The sequence below is a fragment of the Achromobacter sp. NPDC058515 genome (assembly GCF_042721735.1).
Classification (GTDB): Bacteria; Pseudomonadota; Gammaproteobacteria; order Burkholderiales; family Burkholderiaceae_B; genus Achromobacter.
The window spans coordinates 50,031-73,873 of the sequence record NZ_JBHXNI010000019.1; the positions used below are offsets into that span (position 1 = coordinate 50,031).

Annotated in this window: 19 protein-coding genes; 13 read left to right on the forward strand and 6 right to left on the reverse strand. The window is 68.3% G+C overall.

Annotated features, from left to right (window positions below):
• The first annotated feature begins 43 nt into the window (after positions 1 to 43).
• Entirely contained in the window at positions 44 to 466 is a 423-nt protein-coding gene (locus ACFWP0_RS26190) for a PaaI family thioesterase (protein ID WP_377847168.1), read from the forward strand.
• An 11-nt stretch (positions 467 to 477) separates the two neighbouring features.
• On the opposite strand, the gene ACFWP0_RS26195 is transcribed toward ACFWP0_RS26190, so the two are convergent.
• A complete protein-coding gene (locus ACFWP0_RS26195; RefSeq protein WP_377847170.1) occupies positions 478 to 933 on the reverse strand; it encodes a BPTD_2524 family lipoprotein in 456 nt (151 codons plus the stop codon).
• A gap of 151 nt (positions 934 to 1,084) precedes the next feature.
• Between ACFWP0_RS26195 and ACFWP0_RS26200 the strand changes: the two genes are divergently transcribed.
• Positions 1,085 to 3,004: a prolyl oligopeptidase family serine peptidase gene (locus tag ACFWP0_RS26200; protein WP_377847172.1), complete on the forward strand. Its 1,920-nt coding sequence runs from the start codon at positions 1,085 to 1,087 to the stop codon at positions 3,002 to 3,004.
• Here the strand turns inward: ACFWP0_RS26200 and ACFWP0_RS26205 are convergent.
• Complete coding sequence (locus ACFWP0_RS26205) at positions 2,994 to 4,223, reverse strand: GGDEF domain-containing protein (protein ID WP_377847173.1); 1,230 nt, start codon at positions 4,221 to 4,223, stop codon at positions 2,994 to 2,996. The genes ACFWP0_RS26200 and ACFWP0_RS26205 overlap by 11 nt on opposite strands.
• Before the next feature lie 550 nt (positions 4,224 to 4,773).
• Between ACFWP0_RS26205 and pgaA the strand changes: the two genes are divergently transcribed.
• From pgaA to pgaD, 4 genes are read left to right on the forward strand one after another with little or no spacing between them, the layout of a single operon-like run.
• Positions 4,774 to 7,245: a poly-beta-1,6 N-acetyl-D-glucosamine export porin PgaA gene (gene pgaA / locus ACFWP0_RS26210; RefSeq protein WP_377847175.1), complete on the forward strand. Its 2,472-nt coding sequence runs from the start codon at positions 4,774 to 4,776 to the stop codon at positions 7,243 to 7,245.
• 20 nt (positions 7,246 to 7,265) lie between these two features.
• On the forward strand, positions 7,266 to 9,299 hold the full coding sequence (gene pgaB, locus ACFWP0_RS26215; RefSeq protein WP_377847177.1) for a poly-beta-1,6-N-acetyl-D-glucosamine N-deacetylase PgaB: 2,034 nt from the start codon (positions 7,266 to 7,268) through the stop codon (positions 9,297 to 9,299).
• Complete coding sequence (gene pgaC, locus ACFWP0_RS26220) at positions 9,296 to 10,633, forward strand: poly-beta-1,6-N-acetyl-D-glucosamine synthase (RefSeq protein ID WP_377847179.1); 1,338 nt, start codon at positions 9,296 to 9,298, stop codon at positions 10,631 to 10,633. Before pgaB ends, pgaC begins: the two co-directional genes overlap by 4 nt.
• Positions 10,630 to 11,076 (forward strand): poly-beta-1,6-N-acetyl-D-glucosamine biosynthesis protein PgaD, encoded by a 447-nt coding sequence (gene pgaD / locus ACFWP0_RS26225; protein WP_377847181.1) that lies wholly within the window; start codon positions 10,630 to 10,632, stop codon positions 11,074 to 11,076. The genes pgaC and pgaD overlap by 4 nt, the downstream gene beginning before the upstream one ends.
• Here the strand turns inward: pgaD and ACFWP0_RS26230 are convergent.
• Positions 11,073 to 12,335, reverse strand: a complete 1,263-nt coding sequence (locus ACFWP0_RS26230; protein WP_377847183.1) for an MFS transporter — start codon at positions 12,333 to 12,335, stop codon at positions 11,073 to 11,075. The two genes, pgaD and ACFWP0_RS26230, sit on opposite strands and share 4 nt — an antisense overlap.
• Before the next feature lie 165 nt (positions 12,336 to 12,500).
• Here ACFWP0_RS26230 and ACFWP0_RS26235 point away from each other — a divergent pair, with 165 nt between their 5' ends.
• Together ACFWP0_RS26235 and ACFWP0_RS26240 are read left to right on the forward strand one after the other, a co-directional pair.
• Positions 12,501 to 13,331 (forward strand): AraC family transcriptional regulator, encoded by an 831-nt coding sequence (locus ACFWP0_RS26235; RefSeq protein WP_377847185.1) that lies wholly within the window; start codon positions 12,501 to 12,503, stop codon positions 13,329 to 13,331.
• A gap of 226 nt (positions 13,332 to 13,557) precedes the next feature.
• Complete coding sequence (locus ACFWP0_RS26240; RefSeq protein ID WP_377847187.1) at positions 13,558 to 16,146, forward strand: PBP1A family penicillin-binding protein; 2,589 nt, start codon at positions 13,558 to 13,560, stop codon at positions 16,144 to 16,146.
• Between the two features lie 69 nt (positions 16,147 to 16,215).
• On the opposite strand, the gene ACFWP0_RS26245 is transcribed toward ACFWP0_RS26240, so the two are convergent.
• Complete coding sequence (locus tag ACFWP0_RS26245; RefSeq protein WP_377847188.1) at positions 16,216 to 16,929, reverse strand: metallophosphoesterase; 714 nt, start codon at positions 16,927 to 16,929, stop codon at positions 16,216 to 16,218.
• Positions 16,930 to 17,118: 189 nt separating this feature from the next.
• On the opposite strand from ACFWP0_RS26245, the gene ACFWP0_RS26250 reads away from it, so the two are divergent.
• Positions 17,119 to 18,294 (forward strand): PepSY-associated TM helix domain-containing protein, encoded by a 1,176-nt coding sequence (locus tag ACFWP0_RS26250; RefSeq protein ID WP_377847190.1) that lies wholly within the window; start codon positions 17,119 to 17,121, stop codon positions 18,292 to 18,294.
• Positions 18,291 to 18,488 carry a hypothetical protein gene (locus ACFWP0_RS26255; RefSeq protein ID WP_377847192.1) on the forward strand — a complete coding sequence of 66 codons (198 nt, stop codon included), beginning with the start codon at positions 18,291 to 18,293 and terminating at the stop codon, positions 18,486 to 18,488. The genes ACFWP0_RS26250 and ACFWP0_RS26255 overlap by 4 nt, the downstream gene beginning before the upstream one ends.
• Before the next feature lie 46 nt (positions 18,489 to 18,534).
• Here ACFWP0_RS26255 and ACFWP0_RS26260 read toward each other — a convergent pair whose 3' ends face one another.
• Positions 18,535 to 19,362: an aldo/keto reductase gene (locus ACFWP0_RS26260; protein ID WP_377847194.1), complete on the reverse strand. Its 828-nt coding sequence runs from the start codon at positions 19,360 to 19,362 to the stop codon at positions 18,535 to 18,537.
• Positions 19,363 to 19,635: 273 nt separating this feature from the next.
• On the opposite strand from ACFWP0_RS26260, the gene ACFWP0_RS26265 reads away from it, so the two are divergent.
• On the forward strand, positions 19,636 to 21,441 hold the full coding sequence (locus tag ACFWP0_RS26265; protein WP_377847196.1) for an ABCB family ABC transporter ATP-binding protein/permease: 1,806 nt from the start codon (positions 19,636 to 19,638) through the stop codon (positions 21,439 to 21,441).
• A gap of 53 nt (positions 21,442 to 21,494) precedes the next feature.
• Positions 21,495 to 21,881, forward strand: coding sequence for a Rieske (2Fe-2S) protein (locus ACFWP0_RS26270; RefSeq protein WP_377847198.1), 387 nt, complete (start codon positions 21,495 to 21,497; stop codon positions 21,879 to 21,881).
• A 21-nt stretch (positions 21,882 to 21,902) separates the two neighbouring features.
• Here ACFWP0_RS26270 and ACFWP0_RS26275 read toward each other — a convergent pair whose 3' ends face one another.
• Positions 21,903 to 22,886 carry a bile acid:sodium symporter family protein gene (locus tag ACFWP0_RS26275; RefSeq protein WP_377847200.1) on the reverse strand — a complete coding sequence of 328 codons (984 nt, stop codon included), beginning with the start codon at positions 22,884 to 22,886 and terminating at the stop codon, positions 21,903 to 21,905.
• 111 nt (positions 22,887 to 22,997) lie between these two features.
• Here ACFWP0_RS26275 and ACFWP0_RS26280 point away from each other — a divergent pair, with 111 nt between their 5' ends.
• The gene (locus ACFWP0_RS26280; RefSeq protein WP_377847201.1) at positions 22,998 to 23,840 is read left to right on the forward strand and encodes a LysR substrate-binding domain-containing protein; all 843 of its coding nucleotides are present in this window, start codon (positions 22,998 to 23,000) and stop codon (positions 23,838 to 23,840) included.
• Positions 23,841 to 23,843 lie beyond the last annotated feature (3 nt).

Below are 23,843 nucleotides of genomic sequence, written 5' to 3' on the forward strand. Positions count from 1 at the left end.
GACCGGCGACAATCCGCTACCCATTCCCGCCCACAACGGTTCCATGACTGCACCCGCTTCCACCCAAACCGACTACTTCGGCCTGACGATTCCCTTCATGCATTTCATCGGCCTGGTGCCCGAGAGCATCGCGCCGGGCTATGCCCGCACCACGCTGCCCTGGCGCAAGGATCTGACCAACAGCCGCGGCGACGTGCACGGCGGCACGCTGATGAGCGTACTGGACTTCACGCTGAGCGCCGCGGCGCGCGGTTCGGCGGATGCCTCCGAAGGCATGGCCACCATCGACATGAACACCACGTTCCTGTCCCCCGGTTCGGGCGACCTCGTCGTCGAAGCGCGCTGCCTGCGCCGCGGCGCATCCATCGCCTTCTGCGAGGGCGACATCCGGCGCGCCGACGGCGAGCTGGTGGCGCGCGCCACCGCCACCTTCAAGATCATCCGCCGCCGCCCGGGCGGCGACTGATCCTTGGCGCCCTAGTTGGGCAAGTCGCGCTTCGGCCTGACCTCGGGGCGCGGATCCAGCGGCATGTAGGAGCTGCACGAGACCAGTCCATAGTAGATGGCGTCCTGCATGGAGCGCATCGCGGCGGCGTCCCAGGTGCCCTTGCCCCACACCACGATGCGGACGTCCGTGGTCTTGGCGCCGGCCGCCTTCAGGTCGACGCGCGTCATCTCGTTGTCGGAATACGGCGCCAGCACCCGCACCACGCCGGACTGCGCGCTTTCGTTCAGATCGGCCACCACTCGGTAGGCGTTGTCGGCGCTGCGCAGGCAGGCGTTGGACTGCCGGATCACCGTGTCGTAGGCGTCCTTGAAGGCCACCGGCGCCTTGAATTCGCTGTGCGGCGACGAACTGTCCTGCGAGATGCCCAGCGAGCAGCCCGCCAGGCCCAGGGCCAGCACCGATGCCGCGACCAGATTCCTGTACATGTAAATCTCCAGATGAATTGCCGCGATTATCCCGCAAACCGCCCCAGGGCATAAGTGGGAGCAGGTTCGACACCGTCCGCGCGGCTATGGCATTATCGACGAGCCGAGCGCTGCCCATCGCAACGCGGATCGACATCACGGAGGTACTCCCTTGTTCCCATTCCTGACGCGCGCCGTCCTGGCCGCCAGCATCGTCGGCACCGCCCCGGGCGCCAGCGCCACGCAGCCGCCTCCTCCCGCCTATCCCCTGAAAGATTTCTTCCGCAACCCGGAACGCGGCTTTTTCCGCCTGGCCCAGGACGGCCAGACGCTGGCCTTCATGCAGCCCACCAGCGTGGACGGCCACCCGGCCCGCATGAACATCTATGTCCAGCCCCTGCAAGGCAGCACGCTCGTGGGCGAGCCCCGCCAGCTCACCCGGGAAACGGCGCGCGACATCAGCGCCTATTTCTGGAAGGGCGGCGACGTGGTGCTGTACCAGAAGGATTTCGGCGGCGATGAGAACTTCCATGTGCTGGCCGTCAACGCCAGGACCGGCAAGATCACCGACCTGACCCCCTACGAGGGCGCGCGCGCCGGCATCGAGGACGACCTGGAAGACGATCCCGACCACGTCCTGATCAGCCACAACCAGCGCGACCCCGAGGTCTTCGACGTCTACCGCGTCAACGTCCACACCGGCGCGGCCGTGCTGGTGGCGCAGAACCCCGGCAACATCGTCGGCTGGCAGACGGACCATGCGGGCAAGGTGCGCGCCGCCGTCGCCAGCGACGGCCTGGACACCACCCTGCTCTACCGCGACGACGAAGCCTCCGATTTCCGGCCCCTGATCACCACCGATTACCGCACCAGCGTCAGCCCCGCGTTCTTCACCTTCGACGACAGGAAGTTCTACGCCCTGAGCAACCGCGGGCGCGACAAGCTGTCGCTGGTGATCATCGACCCGGCCCGCCCCGACGACGAAGAAGTCATCTTCACGCCCGACACCGTGGACCTGGACGGCGCCGCATTCTCGCGCAAGCGCCGCGTGCTGACGGTGGCCTCCTACCAGACCGACAAGCCGCAGTACCAGTTCTTCGACGCCGAAACCGAGGCCCTGAACAAGACCCTGTCGGACAGGCTGACAGGCTACGACTTCGTTATCCAGGACGCCAACCGCGACGAAAACAAATTCATCGTCGCCGCCTACAACGACCGCACGCCGGGTTCGCGCTACATCTATGACGCCGCCGCCGACACGCTGACCAAGCTGGCCGACCTCAACCCGGCCATCCCCGAAGCCGACATGTCGCGGGTGCGGCCCATCAGCTATCAAAGCCGCGACGGCAGGACCATCCACGGCTACCTGACGCTGCCGGCCGGCCGGGACCCGAAGAACCTGGCCTGCATCGTGAATCCGCACGGCGGCCCCTGGGCGCGCGACGGCTGGGGCTACAACCCCGAAGTGCAGTTCCTGGCCAACCGCGGCTTTTGCGTGCTGCAGGTGAACTTCCGCGGATCCACCGGCTACGGCCGCGACTTCTGGGAAGCCGGCTTCGGGCAATGGGGCCTGAAGATGCAGGACGACATCACGGATGGCGTGCAATGGCTGGCGGGCCAGGGCATCGCCGACCCCAAGCGCATCGGCATCTACGGCGCCAGCTACGGGGGCTATGCCACGCTGGCGGGCGTCGCGTTCACGCCGGATCTGTACGCCGCCGCGGTCGACTACGTGGGCGTGTCCAACCTGTTCACGTTCATGAAGTCCATCCCGCCATACTGGAAGCCGATGCTGGCCAAGATGCAGGACATGGTGGGCGACCCCGAGCGCGACCGCGACCGCCTGGCCGCCACCTCGCCCGCCCTGCACGCGGACAAGATCAGGACGCCGCTGTTCGTGGCGCAAGGCGCCAAGGATCCGCGCGTGAACAAGGACGAGAGCGACCAGATGGTCGCCGCGCTGAAGGCCCGCGGCATCGACGTGGAATACATGGTCAAGGACAACGAAGGCCATGGCTTTCACAACGACGAGAACAAGTTCGAGTTCTACGAGGCCATGGAGAAGTTCCTGACGGAACACCTCAAGCCGTAGTGCCCGCCGCCTCCGGGGCGGGCATCGGCGCGCCGGAGGCCATGGCGCCGCCCGCGCGGCTGGCGCCGCGTCCGCTCCAGGCCATCTCCACGCGGTCGCGGCCCTGCTCCTTGGCCTGGTAGAGCGCCACGTCGGCGCGGGCCAGGATGCCGTCGGCGCTGTCGCCCGACTGGTACGACGCCAGTCCGCCGCTGGTGGTCATCGGCACTTCCAGCCCCTGCAGGTACAGCGGCGTGTCGCGCAGCGCGTCGCACACGCGCTGAGCATGCACCAGCGCGCGCGCCGGATCGCAGTCATACATCAGCAGCACGAATTCCTCGCCGCCCAGCCGGCCGAAGCGGTCGCTGGCGCGCACCGCGTTCTGCACGACCTGCGCGTAGTGGCGCAGCGCCGTGTCGCCCGCGGCGTGGCCGTAGCGGTCGTTGATGGACTTGAAGTGGTCGATGTCCAGCACCAGCACCGCCAGCTTGCCGCCGGCGCGTTCACAGCGCTGCAGCTCGTGCTCCAGCTCATCCAGGATGCTGCGGCGCGAATACGCCTGGGTCAGGCTGTCGAACGTCAGCGCGGCCTGCATTTTTTCGGACTGGCTGGTCTGGATCATGAGCAGCAGCGCGAGGAACAGCCCCGGCACCGTCACCGACCCGCAAACGATGAAGAACAGCCCCCACGCCGACGGCTGCAGCAGGGACACGGGCGCTTCCAGCCCGGCGCCGTAGACGAAAATGCGCAGCGCGTGCAGCGCCGCCAGCCCGAAGACCGCCAGCATCATGTACAGCACCACGCCAGGAGTATGGATCCGCTTGCGCTGCTGGAAGATCACCCGCCCCGTGGCCGACACCAGCACACAGGTATACGCGGAAAACAGCACCATCCGCCCGCCAAGGTTGTCGTTGCGGTACAGCAGGAGCGCGAATGCGAAGGTGCAAAGCGAGCTGAGGACCACCGTGCGCAGCACATGCGGACGCAGCCCGAAGAATTGCCGCACGCCGATATAGACCAGGGCCACCGACCCGACCCACGCCGTGTTCGACACCATCACGTACGCGCTGGGAGGCACGATCGCCGCCGAGGCGTACGCCAGCATGGACAGCACGGCCAGGGCATTGGCCGCCGTGAATGCCGGAACGCCTTCCACCCCGCGGGCATGGAACGGCAGCAGCAACGGCAATGCCAATGCCGTGGCCAGACCCCACATCAGGAAAAACAAGGAAGTCGTCATGGTTTTTGCCGGCTCGCGCCTTCTGGGCCTTCGCCGTCGCTTGGAACTGCTGTTGCACTGGGTTCGCACTAGGTGACGCGTTACACGCAAGCATTTTTGATGCTTTTTGTTACCAGAATGACGAAAAAACGCCCTCATGCATGACGCCCGGCAGGGGCGCCGCATATCTGTCCGTCCTGAACCTCTAACCCGCGCCAAGACGATTGCGCGGTATGTAACGAAGAATACGCCAAGCCCGGTTCCAGGGGATCCCTCTTTGCACTAATTGACAGTTGGTTTCGCCAAAAACCCCTACAGTCCACCCTGTCGACGGCGCCGCCAGAGCGCCTCGATCACGCCCCACGGGCGTGGCGCGTACTAGCCATGCACTCCCTTTAGCGCGAGTGCGAAGGTCCCCGTAGCGGGCGCCGCGCAGTCCCAATCAAACGTTCCTTTCCGTGTCGCGGGCGCCTTTGCGCCCCCGCGTCCGCTTCCGGCGTTGCCGGAAACCGCGCCCCCATGGGCGGCGGAGCCATGAACGCCCCGAGTCGCAACTGCGGAAGTACAACAGATGCCAAACAAAGGACCGAAGCAACCTCGCGTTGCCGGATCGAGACTGAACCTGATGGCGGCCAGCGCCGTGCTGGCCCCCGCGCTGGCGCTTTCCGCGCCGCTCGAAGATTACGACGCCCTGGTCGCCCGCGCCCGCGCCGGCGACTACGAGCCCGCCCTGGCCATGCTGCGCCAGCAAGGCCCGGAGGCCGGCGCCCGCGCCGTCCACGACCGCATCATCATCGCCGGCTGGGCCGGCAGGCCTGCCGAAGCCATCGCCGCCTACGAGGCCCTGCCCGCCGGCGCCGCCCTGCCCGCCGATGTCCAGCTGGCCGTGGCGCGCGCCTACCGCGACGCGCGGCGCTGGCCAGAAGCCCTGGCCGGCTACCGGGCAGGCGCGCGCCGCTACCCGGCCCAATCCGCCTTCCCCGCCGGGGAAATCATGACCCTGGCCGACGCCGGACAGTTCGCGCCCGCGATGGAAGCGGGAGAAAAATGGGTCCGGCGCCGCCCGTGCGACGCCGACGCGCGCCTGGCGCTCAGCTATGTCAACGCGCGGCGCGGCCAGCCGTTCGAAGCGCTGCACCAGGCCGACCAGGCGCTGGCCTGCGCCCCCGGCTCGCCCTACGTGCTGCGCGAGTACGTTCTTGCGCTGCAAGGCGCCCGCATGGCCGACGTGGCGCTGGAGTTCGCGCGCCGCCACGCCGATCTCTTCGACGCCGGCCAGATGCGCGGCCTGCAAGCCGACGCGCTGGCCCAGGAGGCGCGGCTGGCGGCCATGCCCGCGCGCGGCGAGGCGGAGCGGTTCGCCATCGCCGACCGGGCGCTGGCCGGCTACGACGCCGCGATCTCCGCCTGGCGCCAGTTGGGCGACGAGGCCCGCGGCGACGTGCTGCGCGCCCGCATCGATCGCCTGCACGCCCTACACGCCCGGGTGCGCATGAAGGAACTGACCGAGGAGTACGAGGCGCTGCTGGCCGAGGGCATCCAGGCGCCGCGCTACGCGCTGAACGACGTGGCCTCGGCCTATCTGTACCTGCGCCAGCCCGAGCGCGCCCGCGACATCTACCGCCAGGTCGCCGCCGGCGACGCCTTGCAGGGCGACGATCCCGAGCAGCGCCTGGCGACCGAAACCGGCCTGTACTACGCGCTGGCCGAAGGCGAGCAATACGACCAGACGGAGGCCGTCACGGACGCGGTGCAGTCGGGCTATGCGCCCTGGCTCTATTACAAGGGCCAGGCCACGCGCATGCCCAACGACCTGAACCTGGAAAGCAGCCAGACGCTGGCCGCCGCCCGCCTCCAGGCCGACGACACCGTCGCCGCCCGGCAGCGCCTGGAAGAGATGGTCGCGAAGGCGCCGAACAATTCCGGGCTGCGCACCGACCTGGCCACTGTCTACCGCGCCCGCTCGCTGCCGCGCGCCTCCGAGATCGAACTGAAGATGGCCGAAACGCTGGCGCCCCGCAGCCTGGGCGTGGAGAACGGCCAGGGCTACACCGCGCTGGACCTGCAGGAATGGCGGCAGGCCGAGGCGCTGTCCCAGGACACGCTGGCCCGCTCCCCCGAGAACCTGACCAGCCGCCGCCTGGCCCGCGAATGGGAAGTCCATCAAAAGGCCGAACTGCGGATCGCCGGCTACCGCGGCCTGGCCAACGACAGCCCGGTCAGCGGCAATGGCGACTTCGGCATCGACGCCGTGCTGTATTCGCCGCCCATCGGCTACAACTGGCGCGTCTTCGGCGGCGGCGGCTATGCCGCCGGCGACTTCGAGGAAGGCCGGGGCAACTACCGCTGGCTGCGCACCGGCGCCGAATGGCGCGGCCGCGACCTGACGGTGGAAGGCGAGGTGTCCACCCACGACTACGGCCATGGCGTGAAGCCGGGCGCGCGGCTGTCGGCCGCCTACGACCTGGACGACCACTGGCAGGTCGGCGGCTCCGGGGAGATCATGTCGCGCGACACGCCGCTGCGCGCGCTGACCAATGACATCTCGTCCAACCGGCTGTCCGCCTTCGTGCGCTGGCGCGCCGATGAACGGCGCGAATGGACGCTGTCGGCGGCCCCCTCGCGCTTTAGCGACGGCAACAACCGCTGGGAACTGGGGCTCAACGGCCGCGAACGCGTCTACACCGCGCCGCACCTGAAGGCCGACCTGGAGCTGGACCTGTCCTCGCAACGCAATACCCGCGACGACGCGCCCTACTTCAACCCCAGCGCGGACCTCATGGCGCTGCCCGGCGTGCGCGTCACGCACACGCTCCACCGCCGCTACGAAACCGCATGGGAGCAGATCGGCACGCTGGGCGCGGGCGTCTACAGCCAGCAAGGCTATGGCGCCGGCGGCGTCATCGCGCTGGGCTACGGCCAGCGCTATCGCGCCAACGACGTCCTCGACATGGGCGCCATGGTCACCGGCATCAGCCGCCCGTACGACGGCGAACGCGAGCGCGAACTGCGCATCGTGTTCGACCTCGCCTACCGCTTCTGAACCCGGCTCCCGACACCGTCATGATGCTCAAATTCCATACCCGAATTCTCCTTGCCGGCCTGCTGCTGCTCGTGTTCCTGCTGCTGACCGCCTGCGCCAAGGACATCCCCGTCTACACGCCGCCGGCCGAGCGCCCCGTCGCCGCCGCCGAACAGCCTTGGGTCAATGGCCAGTTCCTGGCCCTGGCCTATCACGACGTCGAGGACGACGACCCCGACCAGGGCTTTCTCAGCGTGCGCACGGACCGCCTGGCCGAACAGCTTGCCTGGCTGCGCGCCAACGGCTACCAGGCCGTTTCCGTGGACCAGATCCTGGCCGCCCGCCAGGGCGGCAAGCCGCTGCCCGACCGCGCCGTGCTGCTGTCGTTCGACGACGGCTACCGCAGCTTCTACACCCGCGTGCTGCCCATTCTGAAAGCCTATGGCTGGCCCGCGCTGCTGGCCCCGGTGGGCGTCTGGATGGACACCCCGGCCGATAAGCCGGTGGACTTCGGCGGCAGCCTGGAAGCGCGCGACCGCTTCCTGAACTGGGACGAGATCCGCGAGATCTCCCGTTCCGGCCTGGTGGAGATCGCCGCGCATACCGACGCCTCGCACTACGGCGCGCTGGCCAATCCGCAAGGCAACACCGAACCCGCCGCCGCCATCCGCGCCTACGACGCGCGGACCCGCCAGTACGAAACCGAGGCGCAGTTCGACGCCCGCATGGGCCGCGACGTCGCCGCCATCACGGAAAAGATCCGCGCCGCCACCGGCAAGAAGCCGCGCGTCTGGGTCTGGCCGTATGGCGCGGAAGGCGGCTCCACGCTGCGCATCACCGCCGAAAACGGCTATCGGCTCGCCCTGACCCTGGAAGACGGCCCCGGCCGCCTGGGCCGCCTGATGTCCACGCCCCGCATGCTGCTGTCCAGCGACCCGGCGCTCAAGTCCTTTGCCAATAGCGTGGTCGGCATGGAGGCCGAGCCGTTCATGCGCGTGGCGCACATCGACCTGGACTATGTCTACGACCCGGACCCGGCGCAGACCGACCGCAACCTGGGCGTGCTGGTGCAGCGCATCCTGGACATGCAGATCAACACCGTGTTCCTGCAGGCCTACTCCGACCCGGCAGGCGACGGCCTGGTGAAGTCGCTGTACTTTCCGAACCGCTGGCTGCCCATGCGCGCCGACCTGTTCAACCGCGCGGCCTGGCAGCTGCACAATCGCGCCAACGTGATGGTCTACGCCTGGATGCCGGTGCTGGCGTTCGACCTGGACCCGGCCCTGCCGCGCGTCGCGCGCTGGGACCCGGATTCCGGGCAGGCCGCCCCCGACCCGGACCAGTACCGCCGCCTGTCGCCCTTTGACGCCACGGTCCGCGCCCGCATCGGCGACCTGTACGAAGACCTGGCCCGCCATGCGATCTTCGACGGCATCCTGTTCCATGACGACGCCCTGCTGTCGGACTTCGAGGACGCCGGCCCCGGCGCGCTGGCCGCCTACCGGGCCGCGGGCCTGCCGGGCAGCGTCGCCGAACTGCGCGCGGCCCCGGACACCCTGCAACGCTGGACCCGCTACAAGAGCCGCGCCCTGGTGGACTTCACCGCCGCGCTGGCCGAGCGCGTGCGCGAGGTGCGCGGACCGCAGATCAAGACGGCCCGCAACATCTATGCGCAGCCGATCCTGAACCCGGAAAGCGAAACCTGGTTCGCGCAGAACCTGGACGACTTCCTGGGCGCCTACGACTGGACCGCGCCCATGGCCATGCCGCTCATGGAAGACGTGCCCAAGGGCCGCGAAAACGCGTGGCTGGACTCGCTGGTCGATACCGTTGCGCGCCATCCGGGCGCGCTGCCCAAGACCGTGTTCGAGCTGCAAAGCCGCGACTGGCGCACCGGCCCCGGACGGCCCGAGGCAACGCCCGTCGACACCGAGGTCCTGGCGGGCTGGATGCGGCGCCTGCAACTGCGCGGCGCCCGCAGCTTCGGCTACTACCCCGACGACTTCTCGCAAGACCAGCCCCGGCTGCAAGGCATCCGGCCCGCCATCTCCGACGCGTGGTACCCCATCCAATGACAGACCGACTGATCGCCCTGCTTATCCTCTGCGCGGTGCTCGGCGCGCCGTTCGGCTTCACCCTGATGCTGACCGGCGAAGCGCTCCTGGGCTTCGTGTTCTTCTACCCCCTGTTCATGTCCGGCATGTGGATGGCCGGCGGCATCTATTTCTGGTGGCACTGGGAACGGCACTGGAAGTGGGGCCCGGAGCGGCAGCCGCCGGCCCTGGCCGGCGCGCCGCTGGTGTCCATCCTGGTGCCCTGCTTCAACGAAGCGGACAACGGCGAGGAGACCCTGCTGGCCGCGCTGGGCCAGAACTACCCGCACGTCGAGGTCATCGCCATCAACGACGGCTCAAGCGACGGCACGGGCCCGATGCTGGACCGCCTGGCCGCCGAGCACCCGCGGCTGCGCGTGGTGCATCTGGCCCAGAACCAGGGCAAGGCCATGGCGCTGCGCATGGGCGCGCTGGCGGCCCGCAGCGAATACCTGGTCTGCATCGACGGCGACGCGGTGCTGGACCCGGACGCCGCCGCCTACCTGGTCGCGCCGCTGATCGACAACCCGCGCGTCGGCGCCGTCACGGGCAACCCGCGCATCCGCACCCGCTCCACCCTGATCGGCCGCATCCAGGTGGGCGAGTTCTCGTCGATCATCGGCCTCATCAAGCGCACCCAGCGCGTCTACGGCCAGGTCTTCACCGTGTCGGGCGTCGTCGCCGCATTCCGCCGCGCGGCGCTGGACCGCGTGGGCTACTGGAGCCTGGACATGATCACCGAGGACATCGACATCAGCTGGAAGCTGCAGCGCGACCACTGGTCGATCTTCTATGAGCCGCGCGGGCTGTGCTGGATCCTGATGCCCGAAACCCTGCGCGGACTGTGGAAGCAGCGCCTGCGCTGGGCCCAGGGCGGCGCCGAGGTGTTCCTGAAGAACCTGCGCTCCATCTGGAGCTGGCGCCATCGCCGCCTGTGGCCGCTGGTGGCGGAATTCTGCCTGTCCACCGCCTGGGCCTTCGCGTTTGGCATGTCGGTGCTGCTCTGGCTCGTCAGCCAGGTCGTGTCCCTGCCCAACAACATGCAGATCGCCAGCCTGATGCCGCCGGCCTTCACCGGCATGATGCTGGCCGTCGTGTGCCTGCTGCAATTCGCCGTCAGCATCCTGATCGACCGCCGCTACGAGCCGCGCCTCACGCGCGCCCTGTACTGGGTCATCTGGTATCCGCTGGCCTACTGGATGGTCAGCCTCTTCACCACGCTGGTCAGTTTCCCAAAAGTCATGCTGCGCAAGCAGGCCGAGCGCGCGCGCTGGACCAGCCCGGACCGCGGCATCAAATCACCGGACGCATCATGATCATCACCACGCAACGCTCGCGCGCGGGCTATCTGTTCGACCTGGCCCTGACCGCCATCGGCTGGTTCGCCTTCGTATACCTGTTCGGTGCCGGCATCCTGGCGATACTGCGCGGGGCCGCCGGCGGCCCCGGCGCCTCGCTCTGGCCGGTCTTCCTGCCCACCATGCACACGCTGTGGGGCTATGCGCTGCTGGCGGTGGCCAACGCCGCCGTGCTGGGGGCCTGGGCGGTCTACAACCATCGCCGCTTTGCCGGCAAGGACCGCCGCAAGCCCATCAAGCCGCTGAACGACGAGCGCCTGGCCAAGAGCTTTTCGGTCAGCGCCGCCCAGTTGGCCCAGTTGCGTTCGGCGCGCGTGGCCGTCGTCCACCACGGCGCGCAGGGGGAAATCAACGGCATCGAATACCGCCACCCGCGCCTGCGGTCCCTGCGCGCGGGCTAGGCCTGCGCCTTTTTCGCCCGGGGCAACAGGATCGCCACCACGCCCAGCAAGGGCAGATAGGCGCAGACCTGGTACACGAAGCCGATGCTGGTGGCGTCGGCCAGCCTGCCCAGCACCGCCGCGCCCACGCCGCCCAGGCCGAAGGCAAAGCCGAAGAACAGGCCGGCGATCATGCCCACCTTGCCCGGCACCAGCTCCTGGGCATAGACCACGATCGCCGAAAACGCGGACGCCAGCACCATGCCGATGATCACCACCAGCACGCCCGTCCAGAAAAGATTGGCATGCGGCAACATCAGCGTGAACGGCGCCACGCCCAGGATGGACACCCAGATCACGATCTTGCGGCCGATCCGGTCGCCGACCGGGCCGCCCACCACCGTGCCCACCGCCACGGCGGCCAGGAACAGGAACAGGTACAGCTGCGCCTCGCGCACCGACAGCGCAAACTTGTCGATCAGATAGAAGGTGAAGTAGCTGTTCAGGCTGGCCAGGTAGAAGTATTTGGAGAACACCAGCACGCCCAGCACGGCCAGGGCGCCCAGCACCTGGTTGCGCGACAGTCCGTTGCCGGCGCCTTCGCGCCGCGCGCGCGGCTTGAGCAGGACGCGGTTGGCGCTGTACCAGCGCCCGATGCCCGTCAGCACCACGATGCCGAACAGGGCCGCAAGGGAAAACCACGCCACGCTGCGCTGGCCGTGCGGAATGATGAAAAGCGCGGCCAGCAGCGGCCCCAGCGCCGATCCCACATTGCCGCCCACCTGGAACAGCGATTGCGCCAGGCCGTGCCGCCCGCCCGAGGCCATGCGCGCCACGCGCGACGATTCGGGATGGAACACCGATGAGCCCGTGCCCACCAGCACGGCGGCCACGAGCAGCCAGCCGAACGACGGCGCCACCGACAGCAGCAGCAGGCCCGCCAGGGTGAAGCCCATGCCCACCGGCAGGGAATACGGCTTGGGATTGCGGTCGGTGTAGAACCCGATGAAAGGCTGCAGCAGCGAGGCGGCCAGTTGATAGACCAGGGTGATCATCCCGATCTGCGCGAACGACAGGCTGAACGAGTCCTTGAGCATGGGATAGATGGCCAACAGGATCGACTGGATCATGTCGTTCATCAGGTGGGCCACGCTGATCGCGCCCAGCACCTTGAAGGCGGTGGACGGATCCGAGGCGGCGGCCGGTTCCGCGGCAGGCGCCGCGGCGGGGGAAGCAGGGCCGCCGGGCAGGCCGGCGGCGGGGTTCTGGGCGGAATTCATGGGTCGCACGCGTAGGGGATGGGCCAACCCGGCGCAGTGCCGGGACCTGCGGATAGTGTAGGAATGCGGTGCCGGACCGATCTGCCAATTTTCGTCGTAAAAGTGACAAAATGCGGTGATGGCGCTTTCAAGCCTCTACTCATCCTTTCGTCGGAAGTGACACCCATGCCCGTGCGCCCCGCCGTGCCCGACCCCGCCCGCAGCATCAATGCGCAGGACTACCAGGACCGGCCGCGCGTGGTCACCGCCATGGCCAAGGAGTTTCCCGCCGGCGCCCGGACCGGCGCCCATTCGCACCCGCGGGCCCAGCTCATCTACGCGGTCGAGGGCGTGATGCGCGTCAGCACCCCCAGCGGATTCTGGGCGCTGCCGCCGCTGCGCGCGCTGTGGGTGCCGGCGGGCGTGCCGCACGGGGTGGACATGGTCGGCGCGGTGTCCATGCGTTCGCTCTACATCCAGGCCGAGGCCGCCCAGGGCTACTGGCCGCAATGCCAGGTGATCGAGGTCAGCGGGCTACTGCGCGAGCTGATCCTGGCGCTGACAGCCGAACCCATCGTCTACCCGCTAGGGGGCCGGGTGGAACAGATCGCGGCGCTGATTCTTGCCGAGCTTTCCGCCGCCCGCGTGGCGCCCATCCAGATCCCCTGGCCGCGCGACCGCCGCCTGCAGACCATCTGCGCGGCGATCCTGGACCAGCCCGGCCTGCAGCGCGGCATCGAAGACTGGGGCAGCGAGGTCGGGGCCAGCGCGCGCACCCTGATCCGCCTGTTCCAGTCCGAACTGGGGCTGAACTACCGCCAGTGGGTCCAGCAGGTGAGGCTGGCGGATGCGGTGTGCCGGCTGTCGCTGGGCGTGCCGGTGGCGCGGATCGCGGCCGACCTGGGCTACCGCAGCGCGAGCGCGTTCTCGGCCATGTTCCACCGCGCGCTGGGCGCGCCGCCGCAGCGCTACCTTCAATCCGTCCCCGACACCGATCCGCCCCCGGATACCGCCTGAACACCGCTGGCGGCTGCAACGGGCCTTGCCGTTTGTCACGGCGCGCAATACATTTCAGGGCGCGCGCAGGCCGTTGCGGCACACAAGAGCCGCGCCCCGCGTATCCTGGACCCGGTCCCCCTATTTTTTTGGCATCTCGCCCCCATCGCCCACCCGGCAATTTTGGTTACTGAAACCTTATTGCGCCGTGGGCGGTCTATAGCGTTCTGCCCTAGAATCGCCTGCAATGAGCACCCCCCAGCAATCCTCCGCCACCCCGGGCGGCAAATCGGGCCTTCCCTGGAAACGACTCCTGGTCAAAGCGGGCATCGCCGCGGCCGGCGCCGGCGTGTGCGCGGCCGTCCTGGTCGGGCTTGCCCTGGCCCTGGCCTGGCCCAGCCTGCCCGACCTGCACGCCATGACCGATTACCGGCCGCGCGTGCCGCTGCGCATCTACACGGCGGACAAGGTGCTGATCGGCGAATACGGCGAAGAGCACCGCAATGTGCTGCGCTTTGACGAAATCCCCCCCGTGATGCGGCAGGCGGTGCTGGCGGCCGAGGACGACCGCTTCTACAGCCACGGCGGCGTCGACTGGATGGGCGTGGCGCGCGCGGTGCTGACCAACCTCGTCAAGGGATCCAAGACGCAGGGCGGCAGCACGATCACCATGCAGGTGGCGCGCAACTTCTACCTGTCGTCGGAAAAGACCTATTCGCGCAAGTTCTACGAACTGCTGCTGACGTTCAAGATCGAGTCCGAGCTCTCCAAGGACCAGATCCTTGAACTCTACATGAACCAGATCTACCTGGGCCACCGCGCCTATGGCTTCGCCGCCGCCTCGCGCACGTACTTCGGCAAGCCGCTGTCGGAAGTCACGCCCGCCGAGGCCGCCATGCTGGCCGGCATTCCCAAGGCCCCCTCGCGCTTTAACCCCATCACCAACTTCCCGCGCGCCGAGATCCGCCAGCATTACGTGCTGGGCCGCATGAAGTCGCTGGGCTACCTGACCCCGGAGCAAGCCGACGAAGCCCTGAAGGAACGCCTGACGATCCGCGGCGCGGACGGCACCAGTGCGCGCGGCTTCGCGGTGCATGGCGACTACCCGGCCGAACTGGCCCGCCAGCTGATGTACGGCGTGTTCCAGGAAGACACCTATTCCAAGGGCATCGACGTCTACACGACGATCGACTCCAAGGCCCAGGAAGCCGCCTACCGCGCGGTGCGCGACGGCGTCATGGACTACACCCGCCGCGCCGTCTACCCCGGCCCGGAAGACCACGTCGACCTGCCCGACGATATTGAAAAGGACGCGCAGGCGCTGGACGAGATCCTGGACGGCGTGCAGGAAAAGACGCCCGACAGCGAGGACCTGCTGGCCGCCGTGGTGCTGGCCGCCAGCCCCACCGAGGTCACGGTGGCGCGCAGCGCGCGCGACCTCATCACGATCTCGGACAAGAAGGCCCTGTCCGTCGTCGCCCGGGCCCTGAATCCCAAGGCCCGCGACAGCCAGCGCATCCGCCGCGGCTCGGTGGTCTATATCCACAAGACCGGCGACAACTGGGAGATCATCAACATGCCGGCCCTGCAGGCCGCGCTGGTGTCCATGGTCCCGCAGGACGGCGCCATCCGCGCCATGGTCGGCGGCTTCGACTACAACCGCGGCACCTTCAACCGCGTCACCCAGGCCTGGCGCCAGCCCGGCTCCAACATCAAGCCCTTCGTCTACGCGGCGGCGCTGGAGCGAGGCCTGACGCCCGCCACGCAGATCTCGGACCAGCCCTTCATGCTGACCGCGGAGCAGACCGGCTCCAAGGCCTGGCAGCCCAAGAACGACGGCAACCAGTACGAGCCCATGCTGACGCTGCGCCAGGGCCTGGTGCGCTCGAAGAACATGGTGTCGATCCGCATCCTGCAGGCCATCTCGCCGCAGTACGCGCAGGACTACCTCACGCGCTTCGGCTTCGACAAGTCGCGCTGGCCGGCGGTCCTGCCGCTGGCGCTGGGCGCGGGCGGCGCCACGCCCCTGCAGGTCGTCAACGGGTACAGCGTGTTCGCCAATGGCGGCTACCGCGTCACGCCCTATCTGGTGGACCACGTCACCGACCGCTCCGGCAAGGTGCTGATGCAGGCGCAGCCCGTCGTCGCCGGCGACGCCGAGGCGCGCGCCATCGATCCGCGCACCGCCTGGGTCATGGACGACATCCTGCGCGGCGTGACGGTCAATGGCACCGCCGCCCGCGCGCACCAGGTGCTCAAGCGCAACGACGTCGGCGGCAAGACCGGCACCACCAACGACGCGGTGGACGTCTGGTTCTCGGGCTTCACGCCCAATCTGGCCACCACCGTCTGGATGGGCTTTGACCAGCCCAAGTCGCTGGGCACCAACGAATTCGGCAGCGGCCTGGCGCTGACCACCTGGCTGGACTACATGCAGCCGGTCTTGAAGGGCGTGCCCGAGGTCAAGCCCCTGCCCCGCCCCGACGGCCTGCTGGTGGACAACGGCGAGTACTTCTTCTCCGAATTCCCGCCCGGCCAGGCCGTGGCCTCGCTGGACTTGTCCTCCGGCGACGCGCTGACCGACTTCCTGAACAACAACCGCTCCACCGACGGGGTCGACACCTCGGTCAAGCCGCTGCCTCCGGGCGGGGCCATGGCCCCGCCGGACAGCCCCGTCCAGCCGCCCCTGATGCCGATCCCCGCGCCGCGCGCCGACAACGCGCCCGCCGCCGGCGTGCAGGCGCCCGCCCTGCCGGCGCCCGGCGCCGACTTGGATGCCGGCGCGCGCGCCAGCGCCGTCAACGGGCCCGGCGCCGTGACGGCCCGCCCGCTCTAGGCGCGGCGCAAAACGGACAACGGGCGCCTGGTGCGCCCGTTTTTTTTTTGCCTGCAAAACGCCGGAATGCTATTCGACGGCGGCCAGTTCGGTCACGACTTCGCTGGGCCACGCCTGCAGGGATTCCAGGTCCAGGAACGTGAAGTAGCCCTCGTTCCAGCCCTCGGTGTCGATGTGGTAGACATTGCCCAGCAGCAAGGGCGAGGCGACCGGGGTATGCCCCGCCACCACGGCGCGCACGCCCCGGATGCCGGTCCGGTCCATCTGCCGCAGGCGGTCGCGCGACCATTGGCAGGCCGCGCTGGTGCGCTTGTAGCGGTCCTGCAAGGCGGATTCCAGGCGCGGCCAGAACAGCACCGGGCAATCCGCGTGCAGCAGCCCCACGGCGCCGGCCGACGTTTCCACCTCGATGGCGATGGGCAATTTCGTGAAGGCTTCGGCAAAGACCTCCTGCCGACCGGGCGGCAGGTCCAGGAACCACCCGCCGCCGTAGCCGCGCCAGTTCAGGACGTCCACCTGGCCGGTGCGCACGTGGCGGATCGCGTAGTCCTCATGGTTGCCCTGGACCGCGTAGAACCAGGGGCGCGCCAGCCAGTCCAGCGCGGCTTCGCTTTCGGGGCCGCGGTCGACCAGGTCGCCAACGGAAAACAGCCGGTCCCGGGAGGGGTCGAAGCCCAGCCGGTCCAGGCTCTCCTGCAAGCGGGAAAAATGCCCGTGCACGTCCCCCACCGCGTAGTCGCGGCCGGATTCGTTGCGCGAGACCTTCAAAAAACGCTGCTCCATGATGATTCGAACTACCGCTGAGGAAACCGACCCTTCTTTTTAACCCGCTTTGCTCCGTCCCCATCTGCCGCCTCGTTGCCCGCAGGGTCAAATTGCGGTACGAGAATCGCTCTTGTTCGTGATAATGTTCCGACTTTCCCAACTAATTCCTGAAAGGAAGGGGCGCCTGCGCCGCTTCCTGCCGTCGCCATGACAGCCGCGTCCACCATCAAAACCTGGTATCTGGTCCATAAATGGACCAGCCTGGTCTGCACGATCTTCCTGCTCATCATCTGTCTTACCGGCTTGCCCCTGGTGTTCCATCACGAGATCGAACACTGGCTCGATGACGGCAAGCCCGTGGCCGAGGTGCCTGCCGGCACGCCCCCCGCGAACCTGGACAAGCTGGTGGCGACCGCCAGGTCCATGTACCCGGGCGAGGTGGTCGACTACCTGTTCTTCGACCCCGACGAACCCCAGGTCTTCGTGGGCATGGCGAAAACCCCCGGCGACGGCCAGTTGTCCGGCCACGCCGTGCGCATGGACGCCCATACCGGCGACGTGCTGCTCGACGGCCCGCTCTACACCGAGGACAAGTTTTCCTTCATGGGCATCATGCTGGCGCTGCACGTGGACCTGTTCGCCGGCCTGACCGGCGAGCTCTTCCTGGGCTTCATGGGCCTGCTGTTCTGCGTGGCCATCGTGTCCGGCGTCGTGCTCTACGGCCCCTTCATGAAAAAGCTGGAATTCGGCACCGTGCGCGCCACGCGCTCCACGCGCCTGAAGTGGCTGGACCTGCACAACCTGCTGGGGATCGTGACGCTGGTCTGGGCGTTCGTGGTGGGCTTTACCGGCGTCATCAACGAGCTCTCGACGCCGCTGTTCCGCCTGTGGCAATCCACCGATGTGGCGCGCATCCTGGAACCCTACAAGGGCCAGACCGTGCCCACCGAGCTGGCTTCGGCCCAGCTCGTCGCCGACACCGCGAAGAAAGCCGTGCCCGGCAACGAGGTGTCGTTCATCTCCTTCCCCGGCAACGCCTTCGGCAGCCCCCACCACTACATCGCCTGGATGCGCGGCGACACGCCGCTGACTTCCAAGCTGAACACGCCCGTGCTGCTGGACGGCAAGACCGGCGAACTCACGACGGTGGCCCGGATGCCCTGGTACCTGACGGCGCTGGAACTGTCGCGCCCCCTGCATTTCGGCGACTACGGCGGCCTGCCCCTGAAGATCATCTGGGTGCTGCTGGATCTCGTCACCATCGTCGTCCTCGTCAGCGGACTCTATCTGTGGGTGGCGCGCCGCCGCGCCACCGAAGCGCGCATCAACGAACTCGTGAAAAAGCACCAGGCCGCCGCCGCCCCGCAAAGGACTCCCGCATGAGCAAGACCAAAAGCAAAGGCAGCCGCGGCTTCATGTTCGTCTGGGGCGCGCCGATCCTGCTGGGCGTCCTCAGCGTGTTCGGCCTGCTGGCCGCCCTGCTCGGCACCGGCGTCTGGCACTGGGCCTCCTGGACCACGCTGACCCTCCTGCTGCTGGTCATCGCGCGCTACTGGATGTTCCCGCTCAAGCACTAGGCCGCGCCGCCCCGCGCGCCGCGCCAGCCGTCCGCCGGATCGCGCGCTAGTTGCCGAACCTTTCGGGGTCCGGTCCCAGCCGCGCGCCCTCCTTGATGCCGTCGATGGCGGCCATGTCCTCCGTCGACAGCTCAAAGTCGAACACGTCGATGTTCTCGCGGATGCGGGCCGGCGTGACCGACTTCGGGATCACGATCAGATCGCTTTGCAGATGCCAGCGCAGCGTCACCTGGGCGGGCGACTTGCCGTGCTTTTTTGCCAGGTCCAGGATGACCTTTTCCTTCGTGATGCCGCCCTGCGCCAGGGGGCTCCAGGACTCCGTCGCGATGCCGTGCCTGGCATGGAATGCCCGCAGTCCGCCTTGCGTGAACCCCGGATGCAGCTCGATCTGGTTCACGGCCGGCGTCACGCCGGACGCATCGATCAGGCGTTCCAGATTGGCTTGGGTGAAGTTGGATACGCCGATCGACCGCGCGCGGCCGTCTTCCTTCATTTCGACCATGGCCCGCCAGGCGTCCAGGAACTTCTCGCTGCCCGCCACCGGCCAATGGATCAGATACATGTCCACGTAGGCCAGGCCAAGCTTCTCCAGGCTCTCGTCCATCGCCTTGTGCGCGTCCTCGTAGCCGTGCCTGTCATTCCAGAGCTTGGTGGTGACGAACAGATCCTTGCGCGCCACGCCGGCCGCGCGCAGGCCCGCGCCCACGCCGGCCTCGTTGCCATAGATGGCCGCGGTGTCCACCGAGCGGTAACCTGCCGCCAGCGCTTCCTTCACGCTGGAGGCCGCCTGCTCGTCCGGCACTTGCCAGACCCCCAGGCCCAACTGCGGAATCTTGCTGCCGTCGTTCAATTTCACTGCGGGTACCTTCGCCATAAGACCCTCCGTAGCATGCAACGCGACGCTCGCGCGGCGAATACGCGCCAGGTCGCGCAACCAAGGGGGGCAGCCAGGCGGACCCCAAGGTTGGAAGAGAAAAGAACGGGCCCGACAAGCTGCGCCCGCGTCCCGCTACCTGATCGATCCCCCGGGCCGCAGGTCGGTCCGTCCCAGGGGTTATCAGCCAAATAGTACCGCTGGTGCCCGATAATGCCCTTCACACGGCCCGCCGCCCCATGGCGCGGCCAGGCATAACCACCGCATCCATCCATGAATTCTCCCGACGCGCAGCCCAAGAAAGGCGGCGGATTCTCCACCCTTCGCACCCTGTTCCCCTACCTTTGGCCGCCCGGCAGGACCGGCCTGAAGGTGCGCGTGGCGGCGGCGCTGCTCTGCCTGTTCGCCGCCAAGGCGGCCACTGTCTACGTGCCCCTGCTGTACAAGCAGGCCATCGACGAACTGGGCAAGGGCGCCCCCGGCGCCGTCACCGTGCCGCTGGGGCTGATCCTGGCTTACGGCACCGCCCGCGTGCTGTCGCTGCTGTTCTCGGAACTGCGCGACGCCATCTTCGCCCGCGTCGGCCAGCACGCCATCCGCGCGGTCGGCCTGCAGATCTTCCGCCATCTGCACGCCCTGGCGCTGCGCTTTCACCTGACGCGGCAGACCGGCGGCCTGAACCGCGCCATCGAACGCGGCACCAAGGGCATCCAGACGCTGCTGTCGTTCCTGCTCTTCAACATCCTGCCGACCTTCTTCGAGATCGGCCTGGTCTGCATCGTACTGTGGAAGATGTTCGACGGCTGGCTGGCGCTGGCCACCGGCGCCACCGTCACGCTCTACATGGCCTACACGCTCATCGTCACGGAATGGCGCGCCAAGTTCCGCCGCCAGATGAACGAAACCGATTCCGAGGCGAACACCAAGGCCATCGAAAGCCTGCTGAACTACGAGACGGTCAAGTACTTCGGCAACGAGGAACACGAAGCGCGCCGCTACGACGCCTCGCTGACCCGCTACGAACGCGCCGCCGTGCGCAGCCAGGTCAGCCTGTCCATCCTCAACGTCGGCCAGGCCGCGATCATTTCCGTGGGGCTGACGCTGGTGATGTGGATGGCCGCCACGGGCATCGCCGAGGGCCGCTACACGCTGGGCGACTTCGTGCTGGTCAATACCTACCTGCTGCAGCTGTACACGCCGCTCAGCTTCTTCGGCTTCATCTACCGGGAAATCAAGCAGGCCCTGATCGACATGGAACGCATGTTCGAACTGCTGGGCCAGGACCGCGAGGTGGCCGACCGCCCCGGCGCGCAGGCGCTGCGGGTGGCGGGCGGCCAGGTGGAATTCCGCGACGTGCATTTCGGCTATGACGCGCGCCGGCCCATCCTGAAGGGCGTGAGCTTCACCATTCCGGCCGGCAAGACCCTGGCCGTGGTGGGCACCTCGGGCGCAGGCAAATCCACGATCGCGCGCCTGCTGTTCCGCTTCTACGACGCCGACGGCGGGTCCATCGCCATCGACGGCCAGGACGTGCGCGAAGTAACGCAAGCCAGCGTGCGCGCGGCGATCGGCGTGGTGCCGCAGGACACGGTGCTGTTCAACGACACCATCCACTACAACATCGGCTATGGCCGCCCGGGCGCCACCGACGGCGAAATCCAGGCCGCCGCGCGGCTCGCCCATATCCACGACCTGATCATGACCATGCCCGACGGCTACCAGACCATGGTGGGCGAACGCGGCCTGAAGCTGTCGGGCGGCGAAAAGCAGCGCGTGGCCATCGCCCGCACCATCCTCAAGAACCCGGCCATCTTCCTGTTCGACGAAGCCACCAGCGCGCTGGACACCCATACCGAGCGCGAAATCCAGGCCAACCTGCGCGAAGTCAGCCAGGGGCGCAGCACGCTGATCATTGCCCACCGCCTGTCCACCGTGGCGGACGCGGACGAGATCATCGTGCTGGCCGATGGCCGCATCGTCGAGCGCGGCCGCCATCCGCAATTGCTGGCCCAGGGCGGCATCTATGCCGGCATGTGGGCGCGCCAGCAGGAAAGCGCCCTGGCCGCGCCCGCGGATTGACAAGGCCCGCTCCCCTGCCCGAACATCCACCCCTTTTGATTTCAAGGCCCGACATGCAGGACTCCTCCTCCGCCCCCGAAGTGCGCGTCTGTGCCGCCGCCGATCTCGTCAATGGCGGCCTGGGCGTTAAAGTGCCCGTGTCCGACGGCGCGGGCCAGACCACGGCCTTCTTCGTGCGCTATCAGGACCGCGTCCATGGCTACCTGAACCGTTGCGCCCACGTGGGCGTCGAACTGGACTGGGAAGGCAGCTTCTTTACCCGCGCGGGCGACCTGATCATGTGCGCGCGCCACGGCGCCACCTACCAGCCCGACACGGGCCTGTGCGTGGGGGGCCCCTGCAAGAACGGCCGCCTGACCGCGCTTGCCGTGCAGGAGCGCGACGGCGCCGTGTACTGGCTGCCGGCCGGCAAGATCCGTCCGCGGGACGGCGCGGCCTGAAGCCCGCCGCGCCCGCCGGGTTCAGGCCCTGGCCGCCACCGCATCCGCGGGCTGCGCGCGCTCCGCATAGCGTCGCGCCAGCACCGCGCAGACCATCAGCTGCATCTGGTGAAAGATCATCAGCGGCAGCACCACCACGCCCATCTGCGACGTGCCGAACAGCACGGTGGCCAGCGGAATGCCCGACGCCAGCGACTTCTTCGATCCGCAGAAGACCAGCGTGATCTCGTTCTCCTTGGACAGCCCCAGCTTGCGGCTGCCCCAGGTCGTCGCCAGCAGCACCGTGCCCAGCAGCAACGCATTCACCAGCACCATGCTGGCCAGGTCGATCGCCGGGAAGGCGTGCCAGATGCCCTGCGCGACGGCCTCGCTGAACGCCGTGTAGACAGCCAGCAGGATGGAACTGCGGTCCACCTTGGACAGCGTGCGGCTGTTGCGCTGCGCCCAGGCGCCGATCCATGGCCGCAGCAGGCTGCCCACCGCGAACGGCAACAGCAGCTGCAGCAGGATGCGGCCGGCGTCGGCCAGCCCGTGCCCGCCGCCCTGGCGGTGCAGCAGCACCGCCACCAGCAGCGGCGTCAGCACGGTGCCCAGCAGATTGGAGGCCGTTGCGGCGCAAATGGCGCCAGGCACGTTGCCGCGCGCCATCGAGGTGAACGCAATCGACGACTGCACGGTGGACGACAGGGTGCAGACGAACAGCACCCCCAGCCACAGCGAGGGCGCGAGCAGGCCCGGAAACAGCGCCCGCAAGCCCAGGCCCAGCGCGGGAAACAGGATGAAGGTGCACGCCAGGATCAGCCCGTGCAGCCGGACGTCCTTCACGCCCGCCACGATGGCGTCGGTGGACAGCCGCGCGCCGTGCAGGAAGAACAGCAGCGAAATGGCCACGTTGCTGGCCACCATCATGAACGACGCGCCCTTGCCCACCGCGGGAAAGAAACTGGCGAAGACCACCGTGGCGATCAGGATGAGGGTGAATTGGTCGGGCAGGAAGCGGCGCATGGCGGGAGGATTTCCGAAAAGTTGCGGAAACTATAGGCGCGCCCCTTGCCATCGGGAAGGCCACTGAGTACTTTAACTGTCATCGGAATATCCTATGACCGGCCGTCCGCCATGCTCAACCCCCTGTGGCTCAAGACCTTCGCCGCGGCCGCCGCCGCGCCCAGCTTCACGGAGACCGCCCGCCGGCTGGGCCTGACCCAGCCCACCGTCAGCGAACATATCCGGCAGCTGGAGCTGGCCGTGAACCGGCGCCTGTTCCTGCGCGATACGCATTCGCTCACGCTCACCAGCGATGGCCGCAGCCTGCTCGTGCATGCGCGGATCATCCTGGATGCCCACGAACGGGCGGAACGGCTGTTCGACGCGCCGCGCCTGCGAGGCCGCGTCCGCCTGGGCACGTCGGACGACCTGGCGATGGGCCCGCTGCCCGACGTGCTGGCCGCCTTCCGGCTGGCCCATCCCGAAGTGGAGCTGGACCTGACCATCGGCGTCACCAGCGAGCTCTACAAGCTGCTGGACGACAACGGGCTGGATGTGATGATAGGCAAGCGCCGCCGCGGCGACCGGCGCGGCCAGACCCTGCACAAGGAGGCGCTGCTGTGGCGGGCCAAGGAAGGCCTGCGCATCGCCATGGACGAGCCGCTGCCCCTCATCCTGCTGCGCGAACCGAGCGTGACGCGCACGCTGACGCTGGATGCGCTGGCGCGCGCGGGCCGCAGCTGGCAGATCGTCTGCACCAGCACCAGCTACGCGGGCTGCCAGGCCGCCGCCCGCGCCGGCCTGGGCATCACGGTGCAGCCCTCGCACCTGTCCACGGCGGGGCTCTCCGCGCCCGCAGGCGCGGCGCAGCTGCCCGCCCTGCCCCAGGTGGAATTCATCGTGATCTCGGCCCCCGCGCCCAATAAGCCCACGCGCGCGCTGACCGAGATCCTGATGCGCAGCACCCTGACCTGACCG

Coding starts and splice junctions, on each gene's coding strand:
- ACFWP0_RS26190 (WP_377847168.1), top strand. CDS start 44: ATGACTGCACCCGCTTCCACCCAAACCGACTACTTCGGCCTGACGATT.
- ACFWP0_RS26195 (WP_377847170.1), bottom strand. CDS start 933: ATGTACAGGAATCTGGTCGCGGCATCGGTGCTGGCCCTGGGCCTGGCG.
- ACFWP0_RS26205 (WP_377847173.1), bottom strand. CDS start 4,223: ATGACGACTTCCTTGTTTTTCCTGATGTGGGGTCTGGCCACGGCATTG.
- pgaA (WP_377847175.1), top strand. CDS start 4,774: ATGCCAAACAAAGGACCGAAGCAACCTCGCGTTGCCGGATCGAGACTG.
- pgaB (WP_377847177.1), top strand. CDS start 7,266: ATGATGCTCAAATTCCATACCCGAATTCTCCTTGCCGGCCTGCTGCTG.
- pgaC (WP_377847179.1), top strand. CDS start 9,296: ATGACAGACCGACTGATCGCCCTGCTTATCCTCTGCGCGGTGCTCGGC.
- pgaD (WP_377847181.1), top strand. CDS start 10,630: ATGATCATCACCACGCAACGCTCGCGCGCGGGCTATCTGTTCGACCTG.
- ACFWP0_RS26230 (WP_377847183.1), bottom strand. CDS start 12,335: ATGAATTCCGCCCAGAACCCCGCCGCCGGCCTGCCCGGCGGCCCTGCT.
- ACFWP0_RS26235 (WP_377847185.1), top strand. CDS start 12,501: ATGCCCGTGCGCCCCGCCGTGCCCGACCCCGCCCGCAGCATCAATGCG.
- ACFWP0_RS26240 (WP_377847187.1), top strand. CDS start 13,558: ATGAGCACCCCCCAGCAATCCTCCGCCACCCCGGGCGGCAAATCGGGC.
- ACFWP0_RS26245 (WP_377847188.1), bottom strand. CDS start 16,929: ATGGAGCAGCGTTTTTTGAAGGTCTCGCGCAACGAATCCGGCCGCGAC.
- ACFWP0_RS26250 (WP_377847190.1), top strand. CDS start 17,119: ATGACAGCCGCGTCCACCATCAAAACCTGGTATCTGGTCCATAAATGG.
- ACFWP0_RS26255 (WP_377847192.1), top strand. CDS start 18,291: ATGAGCAAGACCAAAAGCAAAGGCAGCCGCGGCTTCATGTTCGTCTGG.
- ACFWP0_RS26260 (WP_377847194.1), bottom strand. CDS start 19,362: ATGGCGAAGGTACCCGCAGTGAAATTGAACGACGGCAGCAAGATTCCG.
- ACFWP0_RS26265 (WP_377847196.1), top strand. CDS start 19,636: ATGAATTCTCCCGACGCGCAGCCCAAGAAAGGCGGCGGATTCTCCACC.
- ACFWP0_RS26270 (WP_377847198.1), top strand. CDS start 21,495: ATGCAGGACTCCTCCTCCGCCCCCGAAGTGCGCGTCTGTGCCGCCGCC.
- ACFWP0_RS26275 (WP_377847200.1), bottom strand. CDS start 22,886: ATGCGCCGCTTCCTGCCCGACCAATTCACCCTCATCCTGATCGCCACG.
- ACFWP0_RS26280 (WP_377847201.1), top strand. CDS start 22,998: ATGCTCAACCCCCTGTGGCTCAAGACCTTCGCCGCGGCCGCCGCCGCG.